This is a genomic window from Pseudomonas frigoris, from assembly GCF_047758635.1.
Lineage (GTDB): Bacteria > Pseudomonadota > Gammaproteobacteria > Pseudomonadales > Pseudomonadaceae > Aquipseudomonas > Aquipseudomonas frigoris.
The window spans coordinates 4,178,838-4,199,008 of the sequence record NZ_CP180479.1 but is presented as its reverse complement, the minus strand read 5'-3'; the positions used below and the strand labels follow the sequence as shown (position 1 = coordinate 4,199,008).

Genomic DNA, 20,171 nt, shown 5'->3' with positions numbered 1-20,171 from the left:
TTTCGGTGGCCAACTCGGATAATTGTTTCCGCCTCCGTGCAATGGCCGCCGATGACCATGGCTTTTTCCGTAACGGAGGACCAACTCAAAGGCCTGACATCTGGCGACCGTGTATCATTTTCGTTTCGGCTAGAGGGTGGCAGAGCCACCATTGTGTCCATAAGAAAATAAAATAATGGTAGTGACCGGCATGCTTGCTAACGCCGGTCACTACGAGTTAATCCACTGGGCGGAAAAAGAGGCAGGTCCGGAGAGTGCTCGAATGACTGCTTTTGGCCGTTCTCTGCCGGTTATATCCACGAAGCGTGCTGGTCAAATCCGATGCAAATGACTGGTCGAGTCAGGGGTATTCCTGCCTGGCATGCAAAACGGTCACGATCTCGATTCGATCCGTCACCCGGTAGACCACCAGGTAATTGGGGTGCACAACAATTTCCCGCGTACCGGGTACACGACCAAATCGATAAAGGTAGGGATGTTGCGGAAGGGCTGAGGTAGCAGCCTCGATGGCTTGGTACAGTTCACTCGCCGCAACAAGGTGGCGGTCGCCAATATAATCAATTATTTGCCACAGTTCAGCCCGAGCTTCGGGCCGCCCTCAACCAGCATCGCGCTTATTGCGCTTGGCTTCGAGAAGGGATCGCACATCAGCCATTACCTGATCGTGCGGGACATTCGGGCGTGGATCATCGAGTGACGCTTGCACTTTGGCACGGAACCAACGGTCGTAACTGGCGGCCTGCTCTTCGGTTTCAAACTCTGAAACGATGGGGGAAAGTTCGGCGCTCATCGTGACCTCCGGGATCAATACCTAGCAATCTCATCGGTATGTGGCTCGCTGTCGTGGGTGTCAATATGAAGTGCACCCTGCCAAGCACCACGTGGCCCCATATCTCTACCTGATGGGAGCAACCACACTAAACCTCTCGCTTGCGACAGCCAACCCCTAAAAAATGTCGGACGCTTCCTCAATTTTTTGAACGCTTTCATGCGTTTAACGTACGCGTTTAAAGACACTCGATGTTACGTCCTAACGGCTACAACGCCTTGCGTCGTTACCTACGCGTGCGCCAGAATCCGCTGGCTTGTGCGGCTGTGGGGCAGGCTATATCGTTTCCCTGTCACTGAAAAACAGTGATCGGGTTTGGTAGCCCGCCTTGTAACAGCCGTATGGCAACACCTTATGCCGTCTCTTTTTTGGGACTCTGCTTTTATGGTGGTCATGCGTGGGGCTCCTTTGTGAGCGCCGGGTTTCCTGTTGCAGCCGGTCTACCAACCCGCGTATGGCCGCCACCCTTCGTTTGGTAGCGAGGGTGATGGCTCCTTAAAATCTGCAACAAGGAGTTTTCATCTATGTTCAAAGTTACGCCCAACCCCCCGAATAGCGGTCCGCTACCCTACGACGCCTTTCTTGATCTTGACCCCAAGAAAATGAAAGAGGCGGCCGACCGCGCACTCAGCTTCTACCTCGACCCCGGGGCGTCGAAAACGCAGATACCGCCCCGCAAGCCCAGCACCATTTTCACCATCGACGCAGCGGTGGATGACGAAACGTTGCTCGTCGAGGCCTGCGAATCGTTGGCAGCAGCCAGCGCCATAGTCAACGATCTCACCGACTTGACGGACGGCCCACGACGCCAAACGATGCTGGTGCTGCAACGGGTCATCATGTTGGGGGAGTTAGCGGTCAATCGCGTACTGGATAACCACAAGCCTGGGTAGTAGCCAGGCGGGTAGCGAGGGCGCTTGCGCCCTCGCTGTTTAGCAGCATTCACGCGGCTCGTGGTCACGCTGGAAGGTCCTCTCAGACCCCACGTCGCACCGGATAGCTCTTGATCACATCCAGAAACTCAATGCGACGTTCGCTGACCAGCAACTGCGGGAGCAGCTGTTCATACGCTTGTCGGTACGGCTTGCTCAGGTGACGCGTAATGAAGTCGTCCTTGCTGCAGTTCCAGGTTTCGTAAAGCACCAAGGTGTTCGGGTCGTCCTGGAGTTGGTGAACCCAGGTGTTGACGAAGTCCGGCTCGGCCGACATCTGGTGCACCACGTCCAGCAGCCGTTCTTTCATTTCGGCGAAACGCTCCGGTTTGGCCGGCAGGTAAACGATAAACGCGACTTGATCACTCATTTCATCACCTTCGAATGCTGTGAATGGGTTACTGCGCCTGGTTCTGCGGGAACAGGTTGCGACGGGTTTCTTCGTCGAATTCAGCCTTCAGCACCAGTTTCTCTTTAAGACCGTGGGCCCGCTGGGCGGCCGGACGGGCGCTGATTTCATCGAACAGGCGCTTGACGTTCGGGTACGCGGCCAGACCGCTCTCGCCGAGGATGTACGGCGCGTAATTGGCCCAACCCCAGAGCGCCATGTCGGCGATGCTGTAGGTGTCGCCGGCCAGGTACTGATGGTCGGCCAGGCGCTGATCGAGCACGCGGTAATGGCGTTCGACTTCCTTGAGGTAGCGGTTTTTCGCATACGCCAGGTCTTCCGGTGCGTGGTGCAGGAAATGCACCGCCTGGCCGGAAAATGGCGAAAGGCCGGTGGCGATGAACATCAGCCAGGACAGTAACTCGGCTTGCCCGGCCACGGAGGTCGGCAGGAAGCGCTGATGTTTTTGCGCCAGGTGCAGCAGGATCGCCTGGGAGTCGAAGACGGTCGCGTCGCCATCGACCAGGGCCGGCACCTTGGCGTTCGGGTTGATCGCCAAAAAGGCCGGCAGGTGTTGCTCGCCCTTGAAGGTGTCGACGCCGATCAATTCGTAAGGCGTTTGCAGTTCTTCGAGCAGCAGGGCGACTTTCATCGGGTTGGGCGAAGGGTGGAAAAAGAACTTCATGGTGGAGGCCTCAGTCAGTGGTTGGTTTTGAACTGAGGCTGATGTTGAAGTAAACCCTTTCGATTGACGTGCGAGCTTTTTGCTTTACTCGTTCGAAACTATCGAACGTGTTGTCGGCACTTTGGCGGCTGATCGCGACGTGGCTATGACGGCACCGGCGATAATCAGCAGCGCCGGGACGATCAGAATCGGGCTGGCATGGCTGCGTCCCACGGTGATCAGCAACAACGTGGAAATCAACGGCGCCAGGTAGGAAAGCGCTCCCAGCGTCGCCAGACTGCCGTGTTTGGTGGCGTGGTCCCAGGCAAAAAACGCCAGTCCTACCGGTCCAAGCCCGAGGACGACAATCGCGGTCCATTGGCTGAAGTCGGGCTGTACCGTGGTTTCGAAGGCCAGGTGGCAGACCAGTCCGGCCACGGCGACCAGCCCGCAAATCCCACCAATGATGCTGCTCGGTACTTCGCTGAACCGACGGTTGATCACCGAGTAAACCGACCAGATCAGCGCGCAGCCAAACGCCGCGAGATAACCGGCGATGGGCATCGCGGCATCAGCATTCGGGGCGCGCTGCTGCATGATGAACGCCGTGCCGGCCAGGCCCAGCAGGGCGCCGAGCATCCGCCGTTTGTGCAGCTTTTCTCCGGCCGAAAGCGCCGACAGCAACACCAGCAACAGCGGCCAAAGGTAGTTGATCAGGCTGGCTTCGGCCGCTGGGGCGGCTTTGAGTGCGAAAAAGTACAGCGCGTGATAAACGAAAATTCCGACGAACCCGGTCGCCCATACAGCCCAGGGCTGGCGCCAACTGGTGAACCCGGCAATCCCGCGTCGGCCCAGAATCAACAGGCTCGCCGCGAACGCTATGCCGAAGCTCAGCGTCAGCAGTTCAAAGGGGGGAATGCCCTCGGTGAGGGTGGTCAACAGCGCGAGGCAAGACCAGAGAATGATCGCGGCTACGCCAACAGCGGTTGCTGAGCTGGGAGGTTTGTGGACAGAGGATACTGGGATCAAGTCAGTCATGAGTGCCTCTCCATGGCAATAAGCGGGCACCCTGCGGTATAGCTTGATATTGGCATCAGCCAATACCGTTCGTCGAAACTGTTATTTCTAACAGGTAGGCAGAACGTTGTCGGGTGAGAAAGAATGAACTTGATACTTATCGGGTAGCGATAAGTCAGGGAGCTATGAATATGGCAAATTCGAAAATCGTAATTAGCAAAATTGAACACGAAGGTTACTTCACCAGCATTTTTGGAGTAATGCCTACGGCCGATTTCGCTGAAATCAAGGCGTATTACTACAGCACATCCAATAAATGGGAGTCTATGGGAACCTATCAAAACTATGACAGTGTCAATTTCAAAATGCAGGCGAGCAACACGCCTGCAAGAGGTGGAAAATTTTCAGTGGTAGTGTGTCTGCAAGAGCATGGGTCTCCACCCAATGTCAGTTGCTCGGATCCTTTTATCCATGATTTTCCCGATTTTGGTTAGCCGTCGAGGCTGAGCATTGAAAGTGCGGTGCCCAGCGTGGTATTGGGTGCCGACCAACTGTCCTTCAGCGTGAAGGCGTTACGATGGGGCGACCATTTTTATCTGAGCGTATTACTAACCACTTGGTAACTAATAGCATCACCAATGAAACCACCACCCCCATCCCAAATCCCCACCAGCCAATCCTCGGCAAGGCCAACGCCAACACCAGGCAAAACGCGGCGAACGAATACATCCCGGTCGCGGTGGCCCGCAACAACGCAGCGGTAAAGGCTGGCCCGCGGGTTTGCTGGGAGAACACCGCCATCACGCTGCCCAGCACCGGGAACACGGCGAGCAGGCCGCTCCAGTGTTCACCAACGGTGCTGGCCAGCAACGTGACAGCGAGGGTGAGCAGGGCGCCGGCAATCATGCGCAACAGCAATTTGTCGGACTTCGGCGCCGGGCCTGAAACGATCGGCTGTACCGAGGGAAACAGATACGGCGCCGCCAGCAGCGCGGTCGCGGCGGCGATCACCGAGAACATCAGGGACGGGGGAATCAACGACAGCACAACGGCCGCCGTGGCCCAGACCAACAGCGAAATCACCAGCGCCCACGGCCACTTCGCGCGTTGTGCAACCTGAGCGTAGGTCACGCAAAAGGCAATCATGGCGAACATCGCCGATAGCGCTGCCGTCGCCGATTGAGCGGCGAACACCTGGCCTTGTTCGATGGCGAGAAAGAACAGAATCGGCCCGACCACCACTGGCAACCCCGACAGCCAACCGGCGACACTCGGTCCCCAGCGTTTACCGGCCAGGGAAATCAGCAAGAGAAACCCAGGGATGACCAGCAGTTTGAGTAACAGCACGCACGCACCTCCGACCTGAGTGAGGCGGCCACGTTAGCATTGCGGGTGAGTGATTGCTCTATAGATACTCGGATTTTGTATACAACCCTGCGACAACACGGTCCTGTAGGAGCTGCCGCAGGCTGCGATCTTTTGATCTTGATCTTCGGCGATGCTGAAAATGCTAAAGATCAAAAGATCGCAGCCTGCGGCAGCTCCTACAGGGATTTGCGTGTACACCAGAAGAGATGAAACGTCTAAGCTGCCCCCTCCAACCTGTTTCTGGATGTTTGTGTGAAATTCAGTTTGCCCAAAACCGCCACGGCGCCGTTCTGTCCTCCGGAAGTGGCCGGCAGCGTTGCCGTCGATCCCCGCGCCTCGTTCTTCAACCGGATGCTGCGCTTTGCCGGTCCTGGCTTGCTGGTTTCCATCGGCTACATGGACCCGGGCAACTGGGCGACCGCCATCGAGGCCGGCTCGCGGTTTGGTTACAGCTTGTTGTTCGTGGTGCTGCTGGCGAGTCTGGCGGGGATGGTGGTGCAGTGTTTGTGTTCGCGCCTGGGCATTGCCACCGGGCGTGATCTGGCGCAGTTGTCCCGGGAGCGCTACAGCACGCGGACCGCACGGACCCAGTGGGTGTTGGCGGAAATCTCGATCATCGCCACTGACCTGGCCGAAGTGCTCGGCTGCGCCCTGGCGTTTCATTTGCTGCTGGGCTGTTCGCTGACCTTCGGTATCGCGCTCACGGCATTCGACACACTGCTGGTGCTGGCCCTGCAAAACCGTGGCTTCCGCCGGCTCGAAGCGATCATGCTGGTGCTGGTGGGCACCATCGGCGTGTGTTTCTTCGTTGAATTGCTGTTGATCAAACCCTACTGGCCGGACGTCGCCCGTGGGTTCTCGCCGTCACTGTCAGCCATCGGCGATGCCGCGCCGCTGTACCTGGCCATCGGTATTCTCGGGGCCACGGTAATGCCGCATAACTTGTACCTGCACACCTCCATCGTGCAGACCCGGAGGATCGGCAAGGACCTGGCCAGCAAGCAGGACGCGGTGAAACTGGCGCGCATCGACACCATCGGCTCCCTGGCCCTGGCGTTGCTGGTCAACGCGGCCATCCTGATCCTCGCCGCGGCGGCGTTCCACAAGACCGGGCATACCGACGTTGTGGACATCCAGGACGCTTATCACCTGCTCGACCCATTGGTGGGCGGGGCGCTGGCCAGTGTGTTGTTTGGCGTCGCGTTGCTGGCTTCGGGTCAGAGCTCGACCTTCACCGGGACCATCGCCGGGCAAGTGATCATGGAGGGCTTCCTGAACTTGCGGATTCCTTGCTGGCAACGGCGATTGCTCACGCGCGGGCTGGCGCTGATCCCGGCGTTCATTGGCGTCTGGATGATGGGCGACAATGCGATCGGTAAGCTGCTGGTGTTGAGTCAGGTGGTGTTGAGTCTGCAATTGCCGTTTGCGTTGTATCCGCTGATTCGCATGACCAACGATCACAAATTGATGGGGCCTTTGGTGAATCGATGGCCGACGCGGGTGCTGGCGTGGGGTTTGTTTGTGGTGATCAGCGGGGCGAATAGCTGGTTGATCTTGCAGTTCGTAGTCTGAGCCGGAAGCTGTGTTGCCTGGCCGGGCCTCTTCGCGAGCAAGCCCGCTCCCACATTTAATCTCGGTCATTCACAGAATTTGTGTGCGCAGAAAATCCAATGTGGGAGCGGGCTTGCTCGCGAAGAACGATTACGCAGTCTCCCTCTTAAACGCCTCGACCACAAAATCGATGAACACCCGAGTCTTGGCCGGCATCAACGTCCGACTCGGGTAATACAGCGAAATCGGTCCCGCGTCGGCGTGCCAGTCGGGCAGCAGGCGCGCCAGTTCGCCACGCTGGATATGCGCCAGCACATCCGGCAATACCAGCAGGGTCACGCCCAGGCCGAGTATCGCCGCTTCGCGCATGGCGGCCGGGTCATTGAGCACAATGTGTTCGTTCAAATTGGCCGGTGCTTCGTTGCCCGCACCATCGTGCATCAGCCATTGGCGAATCCGCCCGGTGCGGGTGCCGCGCATCACGATGCCGGTGTGTCCGGACAGGTCCGCCGGACTGTCGGGCAGGCTGCGTCCCGCGAGGTAGGCGGGAGAGGCGACCGCCACCACATGCGCCGCCGCCAACGTCCGCGACACCACACCGGGCGTCAACTTGAAGCCGCCGCCAATGGCCGCGTCATACCCTTCGGCAATCAAATCCACAGGGCGGTTTTCGAAGTGCCATTCCGGGCGAATCAGCGGGTAGCGCGCCAGGAACGCCGGCAGCAGCGGCAAGACATGACCGATGCCAAACGTCGGCGCGAGGCTGACTTTGAGCACGCCCGCCGGCTCGCCTTGGTCGCTGCTTACCGCGCTGATCGCTGTCTGTAACGCTTCCAGATTGACACCGATACTCGTCAGAAAGCGTTCCCCGGCTTCGGTCAGGGACAGCTTGCGGGTCGAGCGCTGGAACAGCCGCACGCCGATGTTGCGTTCAAGCATGGCCACGTTGCGGCTGACAGCGGCAGGGGTCAGCGCGAGCACCCGTGCGGCGGCGGAAAAACTGCCGGTTTCGGCACTGCGGACGAAAGATTCGAGGTTGGCGAGGGTTTCCATGGCAGGCACCTGCTAGTCATGCTTGAAAATCATTCAAAACATTACCCGCTAATCAAGCGCTAATGGCAAGCGCAGTATCACTCCATCGACAAACCACGGAGTGAACAACCATGAGCACCATCGGAATCATCGGCGCCGGCGCAATCGGCGCAGCCTTTGCCAGAGCACTGTCGCGTCAAGGCATTGAAGTAGTTATCGCCAACAGCCGTGGGCCGCAAAGCCTGGCCTCGCTGGTGGCAGAACTCGGGCCAACGGCGCGTGCCGGGACCCGCGAGGAGGCCGCCGCACAAGCCATCGTGCTGGTCGCGGTCAACTGGTCGAAGTTGCCGACCGCGCTCGCCGGTCTGCCGGATTTTGGCGGACGGATTGTCATCGACGCCAACAACTCAATTGAGGCACCGTCGTTCAAGGCGGTGGATTTGCAGGGCCGCACCTCCAGCGAAGTGTTTGCCGAATGGGTGCCCTGTGCGCGGGTGGTGAAGGCGTTCAATCACCTTCAGGCGCGTTTTCTGGAAAGCGATCCGGCAGCGGAGGGCGGGCGGCGGGTGCTGTTTCTTTCGGGTGATGATGCCGATGCAAAAGCTCAAGTGGCAGCGCTGATCGAACAGCTGGGCTTCTTCGGGATTGATCTTGGGGAATTGAGCGTCGGGGCGCGGCTGGCGCAGTTTCCAGGCGGTCCGCTGCCGGTGCTGAATCTGGTGAAATTTGCCTGACGACCAGACAAAAAGAACCCGGTGCGACGTGAGTCGCACCGGGTGTTTTGCCAGACGGCGAACGGATATTCGTGGGTCCCCGCGCCGTCTGTTGAACGCTTTACGCCCGTTCGATCGCCAGTGCCACGCCCTGACCACCACCGATGCACAGGGTGGCGAGGCCTTTCTTGGCGTCACGCTTGATCATTTCATGCAGCAGAGTCACCAGTACTCGGCAGCCCGACGCACCGATCGGGTGGCCCAGGGCGATAGCGCCGCCGTTGACGTTGACCTTGTTCAGGTCCCATTCCAGATCCTTGGCCACTGCCAGGGATTGCGCAGCGAAGGCTTCGTTGGCTTCGATCAGGTCCAGTTGGTCGATGGACCAGCCGGCCTTGTCCAGGCAACGACGAGTCGCGCTGACTGGGCCGATGCCCATGATCGCCGGGTCTACGCCCGCATTGGCGTAAGCCGCGATTTTCGCCAGCACGGGCAGGCCGAGGGCCTTGGCTTTTTCGGCGCTCATCAGGATCACGGCGGCAGCACCGTCGTTCAGGGAGGAGGCGTTACCAGCGGTGACCGAACCGTCCTTTTTGAAGGCGGGTTTCAGTTTGCCCAGCGCTTCAGCCGTGGTGCCGGCCCGCGGCTGTTCATCGGTGACGAAGGACAGCGGATCGCCCTTGCGCTGAGGAATCAGGATCGGCGTGATCTCGTCGGCAAAACGCCCGGCTTCGATGGCGGCCGTGGCTTTTTGCTGCGAGGCCGCGGCGAAGGCGTCTTGTTGCTCGCGAGTCAGGCTGTACTTCTCGGCCAGGTTCTCGGCGGTAATGCCCATGTGGTAATCGTTGAACGCATCCCACAGGCCGTCGCTGATCATGGTGTCGACGATTTGCGCGTGACCCATGCGCAGGCCGGTGCGGGCGCCGGGCATGACGTAATTGGACAGGCTCATGTTTTCCTGGCCGCCGGCAATGATCACGTCGGCATCGCCGCAGCGAATCGCCTGAGTGGCCAGGTGCAGCGCTTTCAGGCCCGAGCCGCAAACCTTGTTCAGGGTCATCGCAGGCACGGTGAAGGGCAGGCCGGCCTTGATCGCGGACTGGCGGGCAGGGTTTTGCCCGGCGCCGGCGGTCAACACCTGGCCCATGATCACTTCATCGACTTCAGCTACGTCCAGGCCGGTTTGCGCCAGCAACTGACGGATCACCGCGGCACCGAGATCAACCGCGGACACGTTGGCCAGGGCACCCTGGAAACTGCCGATGGCGGTACGGGTGGCGGCGACAATGACGACTTCTTGCATGGAATGATTCCTCACTGGGCAGCGAACTGCATTTGCGGAACGTGATCCGGCACGATCAGTTTACCGGCGGTCTTGGCGACAATCTCCTCGACGCTGACGCCCGGTGCGCGTTCCTTGAGAATGAACGCGCCGTTTTCGATTTCCAGGTAAGCCAGGTCGGTCAGCACACGCTTGATGCAGCCGGCGCCGGTCAGCGGCAGGCTGCATTTGGACAGGAGCTTGGACTCACCGTCCTTGGACGCGTGGGTCATGATGACAATGATGTTGTCTGCGCCGGCCACCAGGTCCATGGCGCCGCCCATGCCCTTGACCAGCTTGCCGGGGATCATCCACGAGGCGATGTTGCCTTGCACGTCTACTTCAAAGGCGCCCAGCACGGTCAGGTCGACATGACCACCGCGGATCATCGCGAAGGACTCGGCCGAGGAAAAGATCGACGCGCCGATACGCGCGGTCACGGTTTGTTTGCCGGCGTTGATCATGTCGGCATCGATGGTTTCTTCAGTAGGAAAGGGACCCATGCCCAGCAGGCCGTTTTCCGACTGCAGCATGACTTCCATGCCTTCCGGGATGTAGTTGGCGACCAGGGTCGGAATGCCGATGCCCAGGTTCACGTAGAAGCCGTCCTGCATTTCGCGGGCGACGCGTTGAGCCATTTGTTCGCGGGAAAGTGCCATTGTTGTTATTCCTTCATTCGGTCCGGGGGCAGGGGATCACTTACGCACGGTGCGCTGTTCGATGCGCTTCTCGAACGTGCCGCAAATGACCCGGTCGACGTAGATGCCTGGGGTGTGGATCTGCGCCGGGTCCAGCTCGCCGGGTTCGACGATTTCTTCGACTTCGACCACTGTGATCTTGCCGGCAGTGGCGGCCAGCGGGTTGAAGTTCTGGGCGGTGTGGCGATAGATGACGTTGCCGAAATGGTCGGCTTTCCAGCCTTTGACGATGGCGAAGTCACCGGTGATGGATTCTTCCATCAGGTACTTGCGACCGTGGAATTCGCGCACTTCCTTGCCGTCGGCAACGGGAGTGCCGACGCCGGTGGCGGTGAAGAAAGCGGGGATGCCGGCACCGCCAGCGCGCATTTTTTCGGCGAGGGTGCCTTGGGGGGTCAGGACCACTTCGATTTCGCCTTTGAGCAGTTGCTCTTCGAACAGCTTGTTTTCGCCGACGTAGGAGGCGACGACTTTGCTGATCTGGCGGTCGGTCAGCAGCACGCCGAGGCCGAAACCGTCGACGCCGCAGTTGTTGGAAACCACGGTGAGGTCACGCGTGCCTTTGCGCTTGATCTCGGCGATGAGGTTTTCCGGGATCCCGCACAGACCGAAGCCGCCGGCGATCACGGTCATGCCGTCTTCAAGACCTGCAAGGGCTTCCTCGTAGGAACTCACGCGCTTGTCGAAACCTGCCATATGCACCTCTTTTATTCTTTGTGGGCGGCTGGCTAGCCGTATAGGATGAAGTGTCTCGCCGCAGTATTCATTTGTTAAGTTGATTTTTAAGGTTGATTGATAGATAAAACTCACCAATAACCCCTGTGGGAGCGAGCTTGTTCCGGGCGGCGATCCGACGATGGCGATTTCAAGGAAGCCATCGCGGGCAAGCCGTGCTCCTAACTACTGGAGCAACTCGCACATGACAGTCAAGCAGATCCGCGCATTCCTGGCCGTGGCCCAAAGTTTGAGTTTCGCCGTGGCCTGCGAGCGATTGCACCTGTCGCAATCGGCGTTGAGCCTGACCATCAAGGCACTGGAAGAAGGGCTGGGTGGGCGCCTGTTCACCCGCAACACGCGAAATGTCGCGCTGACCGCGGAAGGTGAATCGCTGGTGCCACTGGCGCGTCGTCTGATTGCCGACTGGGACAATGCCGAGGATGAGCTGCGGCAACGCTTTACCCTCCAGCGCGGTCGCGTGACCTTGGCGGCGATGCCGTCGTTTGCCGGCAACCTGCTGCCGCCGATCCTGAAAACCTTCCGCGCGCGCTATCCCAAGGTCAATGTCACGGTGAATGACGTGATCAACGAGCAGGTGCTGGAGATGGTGCGTGATCGGCAGGTTGAGCTGGGGGTGGCGTTTGAGCCGACTCAAAGTTCATCGCTTGCATTCACGCCGTTGTACATGGACCGGTTTGTGGCCGTTGTGCCGAAGGATTCTCCTTTTGCCGAACGGGAAGACATCGATTGGCAGACCTTGCTCAAGGAACCGTTCATCACCTTGCAACGTCCATCGACGGTTCGGGTGATGCTGGAAGAACACTTGCAGGCGCGTGGGATGAAATTGCCGGTGGAGTTTGAAAGCCATCAGTTGGCGACGGTTGGGCGGATGGTGGCGAGCGGGTTGGGGGTGAGTGCAGTACCGGCGCTGTGTGTCGGGCAGATGCTGGAACTCGGGGCGCGGTGCATTACCTTGCGCGATCCGGTGGTGGAGCGGGCGATTGGGGTGTTGACCAAGCCTGGAGTTGAATTGTCGGCGGCGGCTCAGGCGCTGTTCGACATCCTCAAAGAAGAAAACCTGAGCCAGCGCCTTTCTGCGCGATGAAACACAGGCCAATGTGGGAGCGGGCTTGCTCGCGAAAGCGGTTTGTCAGTCAACATTAATGTTGAATGTGCAGGCCTCTTCGCGAGCAAGCCCGCTCCCACAGGGTTTGAGTTCCGTCAGTTTTTAAGTGGTCAGTTGCTGAACCAGTAATGGAAGCAGCCGCTCGCACGACGCCTCTATTTTCAAATCGAGGATGTCATCCGCCCGAGTCTTCCCCAGATTAATCGCAATCAACGGTTTCCCCTGATCCGCCACCGCCCGGCACAACCGAAACGCCGAATACGCCATCAACGAAGACCCCACCACCAGCAACCCCGCAGCCTTTTCGACCGCCGCCATCGCTTTGGCCGCCGTCGCCTGCGCCACGTTCTCGCCAAAAAACACCACGTCCGGCTTCATCCGCTCACCCGCGCAGTGCGGGCAATGCGGCACCTGAAACCGCGCCTCAAACGCCGCATCCAGCAGCGTGTCACCGTCCGGGGCTTGCACCGCATCCACGCCGGCCAGATACGGATTCTGCGCTTCCATCAGTTGCTGGATCGAATCCCGTTCGCTGCGTTTTCCGCAGTCCAGGCACAACACCCGGTGCAGGCTGCCGTGAAGTTCGATGACGTCATGGCTGCCGGCCTGGTCGTGCAGGGTGTCGACGTTTTGAGTGATCAGCCCGCTGATCTGCTGCGAACTTTGCAAACTGGCCAAGGCCTCATGGGCCACATTCGGCTGGGCCTGGCGCACCCGCGGCCAACCGAGCATCGCCCGAGCCCAATAGCGTCGCCGGGATTCGGGGGCCGAGAGAAACTCCTGATACATCATCGGTTGCCGGCCACGCCGCACGCCCTGGTTGTCGCGGTAGTCCGGAATGCCCGACGGAGTGCTGATGCCCGCGCCGGTCAGGACCACAAACGGCTGGTCGGCCATTAACTGCTGAAGGCGGTGAAGTTGTTCGCGGATGAGGCTGTCGAGCATGTTCCACACTCCGGAGGGCCTGTAGGAGCTGCCGAAGGCTGCGATCTTTTGATCTTCAGCGATTTCAGCATCGCCAAATCTAGATCAAAAGATCGCAGCCTTCGGCAGCTCCTACAGTAGACCGTCAGCCGTCAGCGGTGTTTACTTACGCGCCTCCAGAATCAGGTTGAACGGTGTTTCCGTGGCCCGACGGAATGTCTTGAACCCCGCCTCGGTGAACACCTTGCGTAGCCGCGCCTCGCCAGCCTGGGCGCCGAGCCCGAGGCCGACTTCCTGGGACAGCGAGTTCGGGGTGCAGATGAAGGTCGAAGCGGCGTAGAACAAGCGGCCAACGGGAGTGGTGTTGTCGTCGAGCGAGTCGTTGGCGAACGGTTCTACCAGCAGCACCGTGCCGTCCGGTTTTAGCGCGTCATAAGCGTGCCGCGCCGCGCCCACCGGATCGCCCATGTCGTGCAGGCAGTCGAAGTAGCAGACCAGGTCATAGTCGTCGCCGGGGAAGTTTTTTGCCGTGCCCTCGAAGAACCGCGCCCGCCCGGCCACGCCACCTTCTTCAGCACGCTGGGTGGCGACGGTGACGGAGGGCGCGTGGTAGTCGAAACCGACGAACCGCGAATCCGGAAACGACTGGGCCATGACCACGGTAGATGCGCCGTGGCCGCAGCCGATATCCGCCACCTTGGCGCCAGCCTCCAGTTTGGCCACCACGCCTTCGAGCGCAGGCAGCCATTCGGCGACCAAGTGCGCTTTATAACCTGGCCGGAAGAACCGCTCCGTGCCGCTGAACATGCACGGATGGTGATCGCCCCAGGCGAGGGCACCGTCGCCGCGCATGGCTTTGACCAGTTTGTCCTTGTCATGGAAAAACGATGCAACCACCCCGACGCCACCCGCGATATAGACCGGTGAGTCTTCGATCGCCAACGCCAGGGCCTGCTCTTCGGGCAGGCGGAACTGGCCGTCGCGGTGTTCCATGTAACCGGAAGCGGCGTGGGCGCTGAGCCATTCGCGCAGCAGGCGGGGGTTGCAGCCGGTTTTGTCAGCGAGGGCTTCAGGGGTGACTGGCTGACTGTCGGCCATGGCCCGGTACAGTCCGAGCTCTTCGCCGAGGATGACGTTGGCGAGCATCGCCGCGCCGCCCATGTCGTTCACCAGTTTGCCCATGAAATCATTGAGTCTGGCCTCGTCCATTACGTGTGCTCCTTCAGCAGGATCACAGTCCAGAGGCCTTGTTGAGGCGATCACCTCTGGGCGGTGGTCGTGGGAATGAACAGGACGATAAGCACGCCCTGCGTGCACTAAGTTTAGTCCGGGGTCCGTGCACCGCTGCCTGGAGCGACGAAAGCCCATTTTCCTGGTTCACACTCAAACCCCTGTGGGGAGCGGGCTTGCTCGCGAAAGCGGTGGGCCAGGCAACATCATTGTCGACCGAAACACCGCTTTCGCGAGCAAGCCCGCTCCCACAAGGGATTTGTGTTGTGTATCTCACTGTATCCAACCCCCGTCTCGATACAGTGCCCGCTAACTCAGGGTCACTGCCGAACACAGACAAGATACAAACCTGCGATGAACTGCGTAGGCCATTTGGCACCCTATACACCGTGAAGGGGACAACAATGACCACGCTCCTGCCTGAAACCGACATGAAACCCACACCCGTCAATCGCCTGCGCGTCGACCACTACACCAGCGGCATCATCGGCCCAAGCCAGCCGATGCTCGGGCCACTGGCCGACGGCGGCACCCTGATCACCGGCACACCGCCGGGTTGTTTGGGGGCCGATGATCACGCCGGCCTTCGAGGGTGGCCACGAAGTGACGCAACCGGTGGCCATTGCCGGTGCGGAAATCGGCGACGCGGTGGCGATCAAGATCAAAAGCATGCGCGTCACCTCGCTGGCCACTTCGTCCGGGGTGATGAGCTTCGTTGGAGGTCGCTACCACGGCGATCCGTTCGGCTCAAAATTCTGCGCCAAGTGCGGCACCGAGCATCCGGCCAGCCATGTCGAAGGCATCGGTGAGGATTCGATTCGCTGTAACACCTGTGGCGCCGAAGTCAGCGCGTTTCGCTTCAGCCACGGCTACGTGATCGTGTTCGATGCGCAGAATCAGGTCAGCCTGACCGTCAATCAGGACGTCGCCAACCAACTGGCCGGTAACGCAGCCGAGATGTCGGCGCTGCCGGAGTTCGCCGCGCAGCATTCGATCCTGTCCCTGGCGCGCGCCGACATCCCCGGTGTGGCGGCGCACATGCGGCCGTTCCTTGGCAACATCGGCACCACGCCGTCCCGTGATTTGCCCGACTCCCACAACTGCGCCGATTTTGGCCAATACCTGATCAGCGCGCCGCACCGCTTGGCATGACTCGCGAAGAACTGCACGCGGCCAAGACTGACGGCCACATGGACACCAACTCGATTCGCGAGGGCTGCGTGTTGATCTGCCCGGTCAAGGTGCCAGGCGCCGGCGTGTACATGGGCGACATGCACGCCCAGCAGGGCAACGGCGAGATCGCCGGGCATGCCACCGACTGCTCCGGGGAAACCGAAGTGGTGGTGGAAGTGGTGAAGAACCTGACGCTGGAAGGGCCGATCCTGCTGCAAAACCTCGACGACTTGCCGCCCATGGCCCGGCCGATGAATGCCCAGCAGCGGCAGAAAGTCCGCGAGCTGGGCGAGCGCTGGGGTCAGCACGACATCGAGCAGAGCGGGCCGATCACCTTTATCGGCAGCGGCGAGAACCTCAACGTCGCGGTAGAGAACGGCTTGAAACGCGCCGCCTCGGTCACCGGTCTGCCGTACGACGAAGTGCTCAACCGCGCGACCATCACCGGCTCGATCGACATCAGCCGCTTGCCGGGCACCGTGCGCGTGACATTCCTGTGCCCGATGACCGTGCTGGATCGCATCGGCATAGGCCATCTGGTACGCGAGAAGTACGACCTGGCTTAACGCGCAACGGCGGGTCTGTACCACAGTGTGTACAGACCCGCGGGCGATACAACCGCTTCGATTTTCTGCCGGAGTGGAACACAGACCCGATACACCCTTTCGGTTAACTGTGATTCCGTTCTGACAATCATTGAGATCGAGATCATGCAGACCCCCATCACATCAGCGAAGGCGACCGTCGGGCTCGGTTTGCGTCGCGGTTTAATGAAAGACCTTCAGGCAGCCCGTGTGGGCGATTTCGATTTTCTGGAAGTCGCGCCGGAAAACTGGATCGGCATCGGTGGTGCTCATGGTCATGCGCTGCGTGCCTTGGCCGAGCGTTTTCCGTTGTCCTGTCATGGCTTGTCCCTGTCATTGGGCGGCCCGGCACCGCTGGATGTCGGCTTTCTGCAAGAGGTCCGGGTTTTCCTCGATCAATACAAGGTGCCGCTGTACAGCGAACACTTGAGCTACTGCAGCGATGACGGTCACCTTTACGACCTGCTGCCGCTGCCCTTTACCGAAGAAGCGGTGCATCACGTCGCCGCGCGAATTCGCCAGGCACAGGACATTCTTGGTCGGCGTCTGGCGGTGGAAAACGTCTCCTACTACGCCGCGCCACAACAGGATATGGACGAGATGACCTTCACCAACGCGGTGCTGCGCGAAGCCGATTGCGACCTGCTGCTGGACGTCAACAATGTCTACGTCAACTCGATCAATCACGGTTTCAATCCGCAGACCTTTCTGGCCGGCATCGATTCGGGCCGGGTGGTGGCCATGCACGTGGCCGGGCATTTCGATGAGTCCGACACGTTGAAAATCGACACCCACGGCGCTTCGGTCAAACCGGTGGTCTGGTCGTTGCTGGCTGAGGCTTACGCCCGGTTCGGCGCGCAGCCTACGCTGCTGGAACGGGATTTCAACTTTCCGGCATTTTCCGAACTGGTGGCCGAGTTACAGACCATTCGCCGTCTGCAAACCAAGGGGGTGAGCCGTGGATAAGCCGAGCCTGTTTCAGCAGCAAAACACCCTGGGCCTTTACCTGCGCGATCCCGATCATTGCGCGCCACCGGCTGAAATGGACGTGACACGGGCGCAGGTTTACCGAGACCTGATTTTCGCGAACCTGTCGTCGTTGCTCAGCGGGACTTTTCCGGTGCTGATCAAGATTCTCGGTGATGAACACTGGCGTTCACTGGTACGGATTTTCCTGCGCGACTACCGCGCGCACACGCCGAAATTCGGCGAGATCGCCAAGGAGTTTGTCGAGTTCCTGGCCTCGGAACCGCAAGCGTTAATCGAAGGGTCGTGGCCGCCGTTCATGGTGGAGCTGGCGCATTACGAGTGGATCGAGATGGCGTTGCAGCAATCCGAGGCGGAACCGTTGCCGCTGAGCGATGCCGGGTTGTTGCTGGACCGACCGTTGCAGGTTTCGCCGCTGGCCTGGCCGTTGGCGTATGCCTGGCCGGTGCAGTTGGTGGGGCCGGATTATCAACCGGAGACAGCGCCGGCTCAGCCAGCGTTGCTGCTGGTGCGTCGGGCTGAGGACTGGAGTGTGAAGTTTTCTGCGCTGAGCCCGTTGGCCTGGCGGTTGTTGCAGCGGATTGAGGAATTTCCTCAACTCGACGGGCGTGAGCAGCTGGAAGGATTGGCGGTGGAGGCGGGGATGGCTAGGTCGCCGGAGTTTATGGCGAGCGGCTTGGCATTACTGCAGCAGATGCATGAAGAAGGGGTGGTGGGCTACTGAAAACACCACCAATCCCCTGTGGGAGCGAGCTTGCTCGCGATGGCAGCGGGCCAGGCAACATCCGTGTCAACTGAAAAACCGCTATCGCGAGCAAGCTCGCTCCCACAGGGATCTACTTTGTTCTTGAGTTAGCGTCAGGTCTGGGGAATCAAGCTTTGCTGGCAATCCAGCACTAACCGCGCACCGCCGAGTTCACTAGTACCGACTTCAAGCGTAAACCCATGCAGGCTCACAATCGCCGCAACGATCGACAGCCCCAACCCAAACCCGCTTTTCTGATTACCACCATCGGCACGATAAAAGCGCTGAAACACCGCCTCCCGCTCTGCCTCCGGAATCCCGGACCCCGAATCGAGCACTTCGATCCGCGTACGCCCACCCTCATTGACCCCCCGCAAAATCACCTCGCCACCCGGCGGCGTGAACTTGATCGAGTTGCTCAGCAAATTCGCCACCGCCTCAAACAACAACGCTCGATCACCGTTCAGCGAAGGCAACGACTCCGGCAGTTGCAGCTTGAAAACCAGTTCGCCTTCTTCCGCCAACGGCAGATAAAAGTCGTGCAGCTCTTGCAACAACGGCACCGGATCCAGCTGCACAAAACCCGAACGGCGCTGACGATCTTCCAGCTCGGAAATCCGCAACAACCCTCGAAAGCGCGCCATCAAGGTGTCCGCTTCACCGAGCACTGAGTCCAGTTGGACCGCCAGCGTCGAACCCTCATCAGCCTGTTGCTGAATCCGGTACAGCTGCGCCCGCAGGCGCGTCAGCGGCGTGCGCAGGTCGTGGGCGATGTTGTCGCAGACGCCCTTGACCTCGTTCATCAAGCGTTCGATACGTTCGAGCATGGCGTTGACGATGGCGGCGAGCATGTCCAGCTCATCGCGGCGATTGGACAATGGCAGACGGCGGGTCAGGTCGCCGGCGACGATGGCCTCGGCGCTGGCCTGGATCGCACGAATCCGCCGCAACGGACGCCGCCGCAACAGGTGCCAACCAGCGATACCGGGCAAGATGGTCAGCGTCACCCCCCAGAACAAAGCGTGAAGAATGATCCGGGTCACGGCAAACAACGAACCGTTATCCCGCACCAGCACGAGCCAGCGACCGTCCTTCGTCTGGGTCGCTACCGCGTCGCAACTGTCGGCGGGCAGGCTTGGGTCGTCAGATTCGGCGCAGTCGCCGAGCATGTGGATTTTGCCATCCAGCGGCAGGCCTTCGGGCATGTGGCGCAGCGCACCGCTGAGGTAGCGGTACTGAGTATCGAACAGGCCATAAGCGTCGATGCCGCGAATGTCGAAGGTCATGCTGACGGCGAGGGCGTCCGCCAATTGTTCGCCCTGAAAGTGCGAAAACAAATGCTGACGTTGCATCAGCGAATGTTTGGCCAGGTTGTCCAGGTAAGCGGAAACCTCGTAGTACATGACCCCCATGAGAATCCCGCTCCAGAGCACGAACAGCGAACTGTAGAGCGCCAGCAAACGGCTGCTGGATGAGCGCCAGCCGTTAGAGGGGTTCAGCAATGACATAACCCGAGCCTCGCACGGTCCGTATCAGTGGGACATTGCCTGGCGGGTCGATCTTCTTGCGCAGCCGGCCGATGTGCACGTCGATCAGGTTGGTGCCGGGGTCGAAGTGGTAACCCCAGACCTCTTCGAAAATCATCATCCGCGACAGAATCTGCCCGGTGTTGCGCATCAGGAATTCCAGCAGCTTGTACTCGGTGGGCAACAGCGTCAGCAGCTGACTGTCGCGGCTGGCTTCATGGCTGATCAGGTTCAGCTCCAGATCCGCCACCCGCAGCGTGGTGGCCTGGGCGGTCACGGTGTTCTGCCGGCGCAGAAGGACTTCGACCCGGGCGGCCATTTCATCGGTGGCGAACGGTTTGGTCAGGTAATCGTCACCGCCCGCGCGCAAGCCGCGCACACGCTCATCGACGTCGGATAGGGCGCTGATCATCAGAATCGGCGTGGCCACGCCCATGGTCCGCAACGTGGTGACAATCGCCAGACCATCGAGCTCGGGCAGCATGCGGTCGAGGGTGATCAGGTCGTAGTTGCCGCTGACTGCGCGCGCCAGACCTTCGCGGCCGTTGTCGACCCAATCCACGTCGAGGCCGTGGCTGCTCAATTCGGCGACGATTTCCCGGGCCGTCACGGCGTCGTCTTCGATGGTCAAGATGCGGGTCATAGG

20 protein-coding genes and 3 pseudogenes are annotated in these 20,171 nt (G+C 60.1%); 9 read left to right on the top strand and 14 right to left on the bottom strand.

The features are described 5' to 3' along the window. Positions 1–33: 33 nt before the first annotated feature. Positions 34–171: pseudogene (locus ACMXYH_RS19270) on the top strand (copper-binding protein); the annotation flags it as partial. A 169-nt stretch (positions 172–340) separates the two neighbouring features. On the opposite strand, the pseudogene ACMXYH_RS19265 reads toward ACMXYH_RS19270, so the two are convergent. Next, positions 341–595, bottom strand: a pseudogene (locus ACMXYH_RS19265) (type II toxin-antitoxin system RelE/ParE family toxin); the annotation flags it as partial. Positions 596–598: 3 nt separating this feature from the next. Beyond that, entirely contained in the window at positions 599–790 is a 192-nt protein-coding gene (gene relB / locus ACMXYH_RS19260; protein ID WP_129436799.1) for a type II toxin-antitoxin system RelB family antitoxin, read from the bottom strand. 563 nt (positions 791–1,353) lie between these two features. Here relB and ACMXYH_RS19255 point away from each other — a divergent pair. Continuing rightward, the gene (locus ACMXYH_RS19255) at positions 1,354–1,722 is read left to right on the top strand and encodes a DUF6124 family protein (protein WP_415764508.1); all 369 of its coding nucleotides are present in this window, start codon (positions 1,354–1,356) and stop codon (positions 1,720–1,722) included. Positions 1,723–1,804: 82 nt separating this feature from the next. Here ACMXYH_RS19255 and ACMXYH_RS19250 read toward each other — a convergent pair whose 3' ends face one another. The 3 genes from ACMXYH_RS19250 to yddG form a co-directional block, all read right to left on the bottom strand. After that, a complete protein-coding gene (locus ACMXYH_RS19250; RefSeq protein WP_095131236.1) occupies positions 1,805–2,131 on the bottom strand; it encodes a putative quinol monooxygenase in 327 nt (108 codons plus the stop codon). A 28-nt stretch (positions 2,132–2,159) separates the two neighbouring features. Beyond that, positions 2,160–2,834: a glutathione S-transferase family protein gene (locus ACMXYH_RS19245; RefSeq protein ID WP_415764507.1), complete on the bottom strand. Its 675-nt coding sequence runs from the start codon at positions 2,832–2,834 to the stop codon at positions 2,160–2,162. A gap of 84 nt (positions 2,835–2,918) precedes the next feature. Further along, the gene (yddG, locus tag ACMXYH_RS19240) at positions 2,919–3,851 is read right to left on the bottom strand and encodes an aromatic amino acid exporter YddG (protein WP_415764505.1); all 933 of its coding nucleotides are present in this window, start codon (positions 3,849–3,851) and stop codon (positions 2,919–2,921) included. Between the two features lie 170 nt (positions 3,852–4,021). Here yddG and ACMXYH_RS19235 point away from each other — a divergent pair, with 170 nt between their 5' ends. Further along, positions 4,022–4,324 carry a hypothetical protein gene (locus tag ACMXYH_RS19235; protein WP_415764504.1) on the top strand — a complete coding sequence of 101 codons (303 nt, stop codon included), beginning with the start codon at positions 4,022–4,024 and terminating at the stop codon, positions 4,322–4,324. A gap of 64 nt (positions 4,325–4,388) precedes the next feature. Here the strand turns inward: ACMXYH_RS19235 and ACMXYH_RS19230 are convergent, their stop codons facing one another. Next, positions 4,389–5,177: a hypothetical protein gene (locus tag ACMXYH_RS19230; RefSeq protein WP_415764503.1), complete on the bottom strand. Its 789-nt coding sequence runs from the start codon at positions 5,175–5,177 to the stop codon at positions 4,389–4,391. Positions 5,178–5,450: 273 nt separating this feature from the next. On the opposite strand from ACMXYH_RS19230, the gene ACMXYH_RS19225 reads away from it, so the two are divergent. Next, the gene (locus tag ACMXYH_RS19225) at positions 5,451–6,770 is read left to right on the top strand and encodes an Nramp family divalent metal transporter (protein WP_134418644.1); all 1,320 of its coding nucleotides are present in this window, start codon (positions 5,451–5,453) and stop codon (positions 6,768–6,770) included. 129 nt (positions 6,771–6,899) lie between these two features. On the opposite strand, the gene ACMXYH_RS19220 is transcribed toward ACMXYH_RS19225, so the two are convergent. Then, the gene (locus ACMXYH_RS19220) at positions 6,900–7,802 is read right to left on the bottom strand and encodes a LysR family transcriptional regulator (protein ID WP_415764502.1); all 903 of its coding nucleotides are present in this window, start codon (positions 7,800–7,802) and stop codon (positions 6,900–6,902) included. Between the two features lie 110 nt (positions 7,803–7,912). On the opposite strand from ACMXYH_RS19220, the gene ACMXYH_RS19215 reads away from it, so the two are divergent. Then, positions 7,913–8,515, top strand: coding sequence for an NADPH-dependent F420 reductase (locus ACMXYH_RS19215; protein WP_415764501.1), 603 nt, complete (start codon positions 7,913–7,915; stop codon positions 8,513–8,515). Positions 8,516–8,615: 100 nt separating this feature from the next. Here the strand turns inward: ACMXYH_RS19215 and ACMXYH_RS19210 are convergent, their stop codons facing one another. From ACMXYH_RS19210 to ACMXYH_RS19200, 3 genes are read right to left on the bottom strand one after another with little or no spacing between them, the layout of a single operon-like run. Continuing rightward, positions 8,616–9,797 (bottom strand): acetyl-CoA C-acetyltransferase, encoded by a 1,182-nt coding sequence (locus ACMXYH_RS19210; protein ID WP_134418641.1) that lies wholly within the window; start codon positions 9,795–9,797, stop codon positions 8,616–8,618. Between the two features lie 11 nt (positions 9,798–9,808). Continuing rightward, positions 9,809–10,474, bottom strand: a complete 666-nt coding sequence (locus ACMXYH_RS19205) for a CoA transferase subunit B (protein ID WP_129443353.1) — start codon at positions 10,472–10,474, stop codon at positions 9,809–9,811. 36 nt (positions 10,475–10,510) lie between these two features. Beyond that, the gene (locus ACMXYH_RS19200; protein WP_129443355.1) at positions 10,511–11,209 is read right to left on the bottom strand and encodes a CoA transferase subunit A; all 699 of its coding nucleotides are present in this window, start codon (positions 11,207–11,209) and stop codon (positions 10,511–10,513) included. Positions 11,210–11,432: 223 nt separating this feature from the next. Here ACMXYH_RS19200 and ACMXYH_RS19195 point away from each other — a divergent pair, with 223 nt between their 5' ends. Continuing rightward, the gene (locus tag ACMXYH_RS19195) at positions 11,433–12,335 is read left to right on the top strand and encodes a LysR family transcriptional regulator (RefSeq protein WP_415764500.1); all 903 of its coding nucleotides are present in this window, start codon (positions 11,433–11,435) and stop codon (positions 12,333–12,335) included. 123 nt (positions 12,336–12,458) lie between these two features. Here the strand turns inward: ACMXYH_RS19195 and ACMXYH_RS19190 are convergent, their stop codons facing one another. Both ACMXYH_RS19190 and ACMXYH_RS19185 read right to left on the bottom strand, forming a co-directional pair. Next, entirely contained in the window at positions 12,459–13,301 is an 843-nt protein-coding gene (locus tag ACMXYH_RS19190) for an NAD-dependent protein deacetylase (RefSeq protein WP_415764499.1), read from the bottom strand. 141 nt (positions 13,302–13,442) lie between these two features. Continuing rightward, on the bottom strand, positions 13,443–14,489 hold the full coding sequence (locus ACMXYH_RS19185) for a class I SAM-dependent methyltransferase (RefSeq protein ID WP_415764498.1): 1,047 nt from the start codon (positions 14,487–14,489) through the stop codon (positions 13,443–13,445). Between the two features lie 425 nt (positions 14,490–14,914). On the opposite strand from ACMXYH_RS19185, the pseudogene ACMXYH_RS19180 reads away from it, so the two are divergent. The 3 genes and pseudogenes from ACMXYH_RS19180 to ACMXYH_RS19170 all read left to right on the top strand — a co-directional run bounded on the left by ACMXYH_RS19180 (position 14,915) and on the right by ACMXYH_RS19170 (position 17,978). Further along, positions 14,915–16,249 (top strand): annotated as a pseudogene (locus ACMXYH_RS19180) (acetamidase/formamidase family protein). A gap of 144 nt (positions 16,250–16,393) precedes the next feature. After that, complete coding sequence (locus ACMXYH_RS19175; RefSeq protein WP_415764497.1) at positions 16,394–17,233, top strand: HvfB family MNIO-type RiPP peptide maturase; 840 nt, start codon at positions 16,394–16,396, stop codon at positions 17,231–17,233. Continuing rightward, complete coding sequence (locus ACMXYH_RS19170) at positions 17,226–17,978, top strand: HvfC family RiPP maturation protein (RefSeq protein ID WP_415764496.1); 753 nt, start codon at positions 17,226–17,228, stop codon at positions 17,976–17,978. The genes ACMXYH_RS19175 and ACMXYH_RS19170 overlap by 8 nt, the downstream gene beginning before the upstream one ends. A gap of 134 nt (positions 17,979–18,112) precedes the next feature. Here the strand turns inward: ACMXYH_RS19170 and ACMXYH_RS19165 are convergent, their stop codons facing one another. Together ACMXYH_RS19165 and ACMXYH_RS19160 are read right to left on the bottom strand one after the other, a co-directional pair. After that, entirely contained in the window at positions 18,113–19,507 is a 1,395-nt protein-coding gene (locus tag ACMXYH_RS19165) for a sensor histidine kinase (protein ID WP_134418633.1), read from the bottom strand. Then, positions 19,485–20,168 carry a response regulator transcription factor gene (locus ACMXYH_RS19160; RefSeq protein ID WP_134418632.1) on the bottom strand — a complete coding sequence of 228 codons (684 nt, stop codon included), beginning with the start codon at positions 20,166–20,168 and terminating at the stop codon, positions 19,485–19,487. The genes ACMXYH_RS19165 and ACMXYH_RS19160 overlap by 23 nt, the downstream gene beginning before the upstream one ends. Between the last annotated feature and the right edge of the window lie 3 nt (positions 20,169–20,171).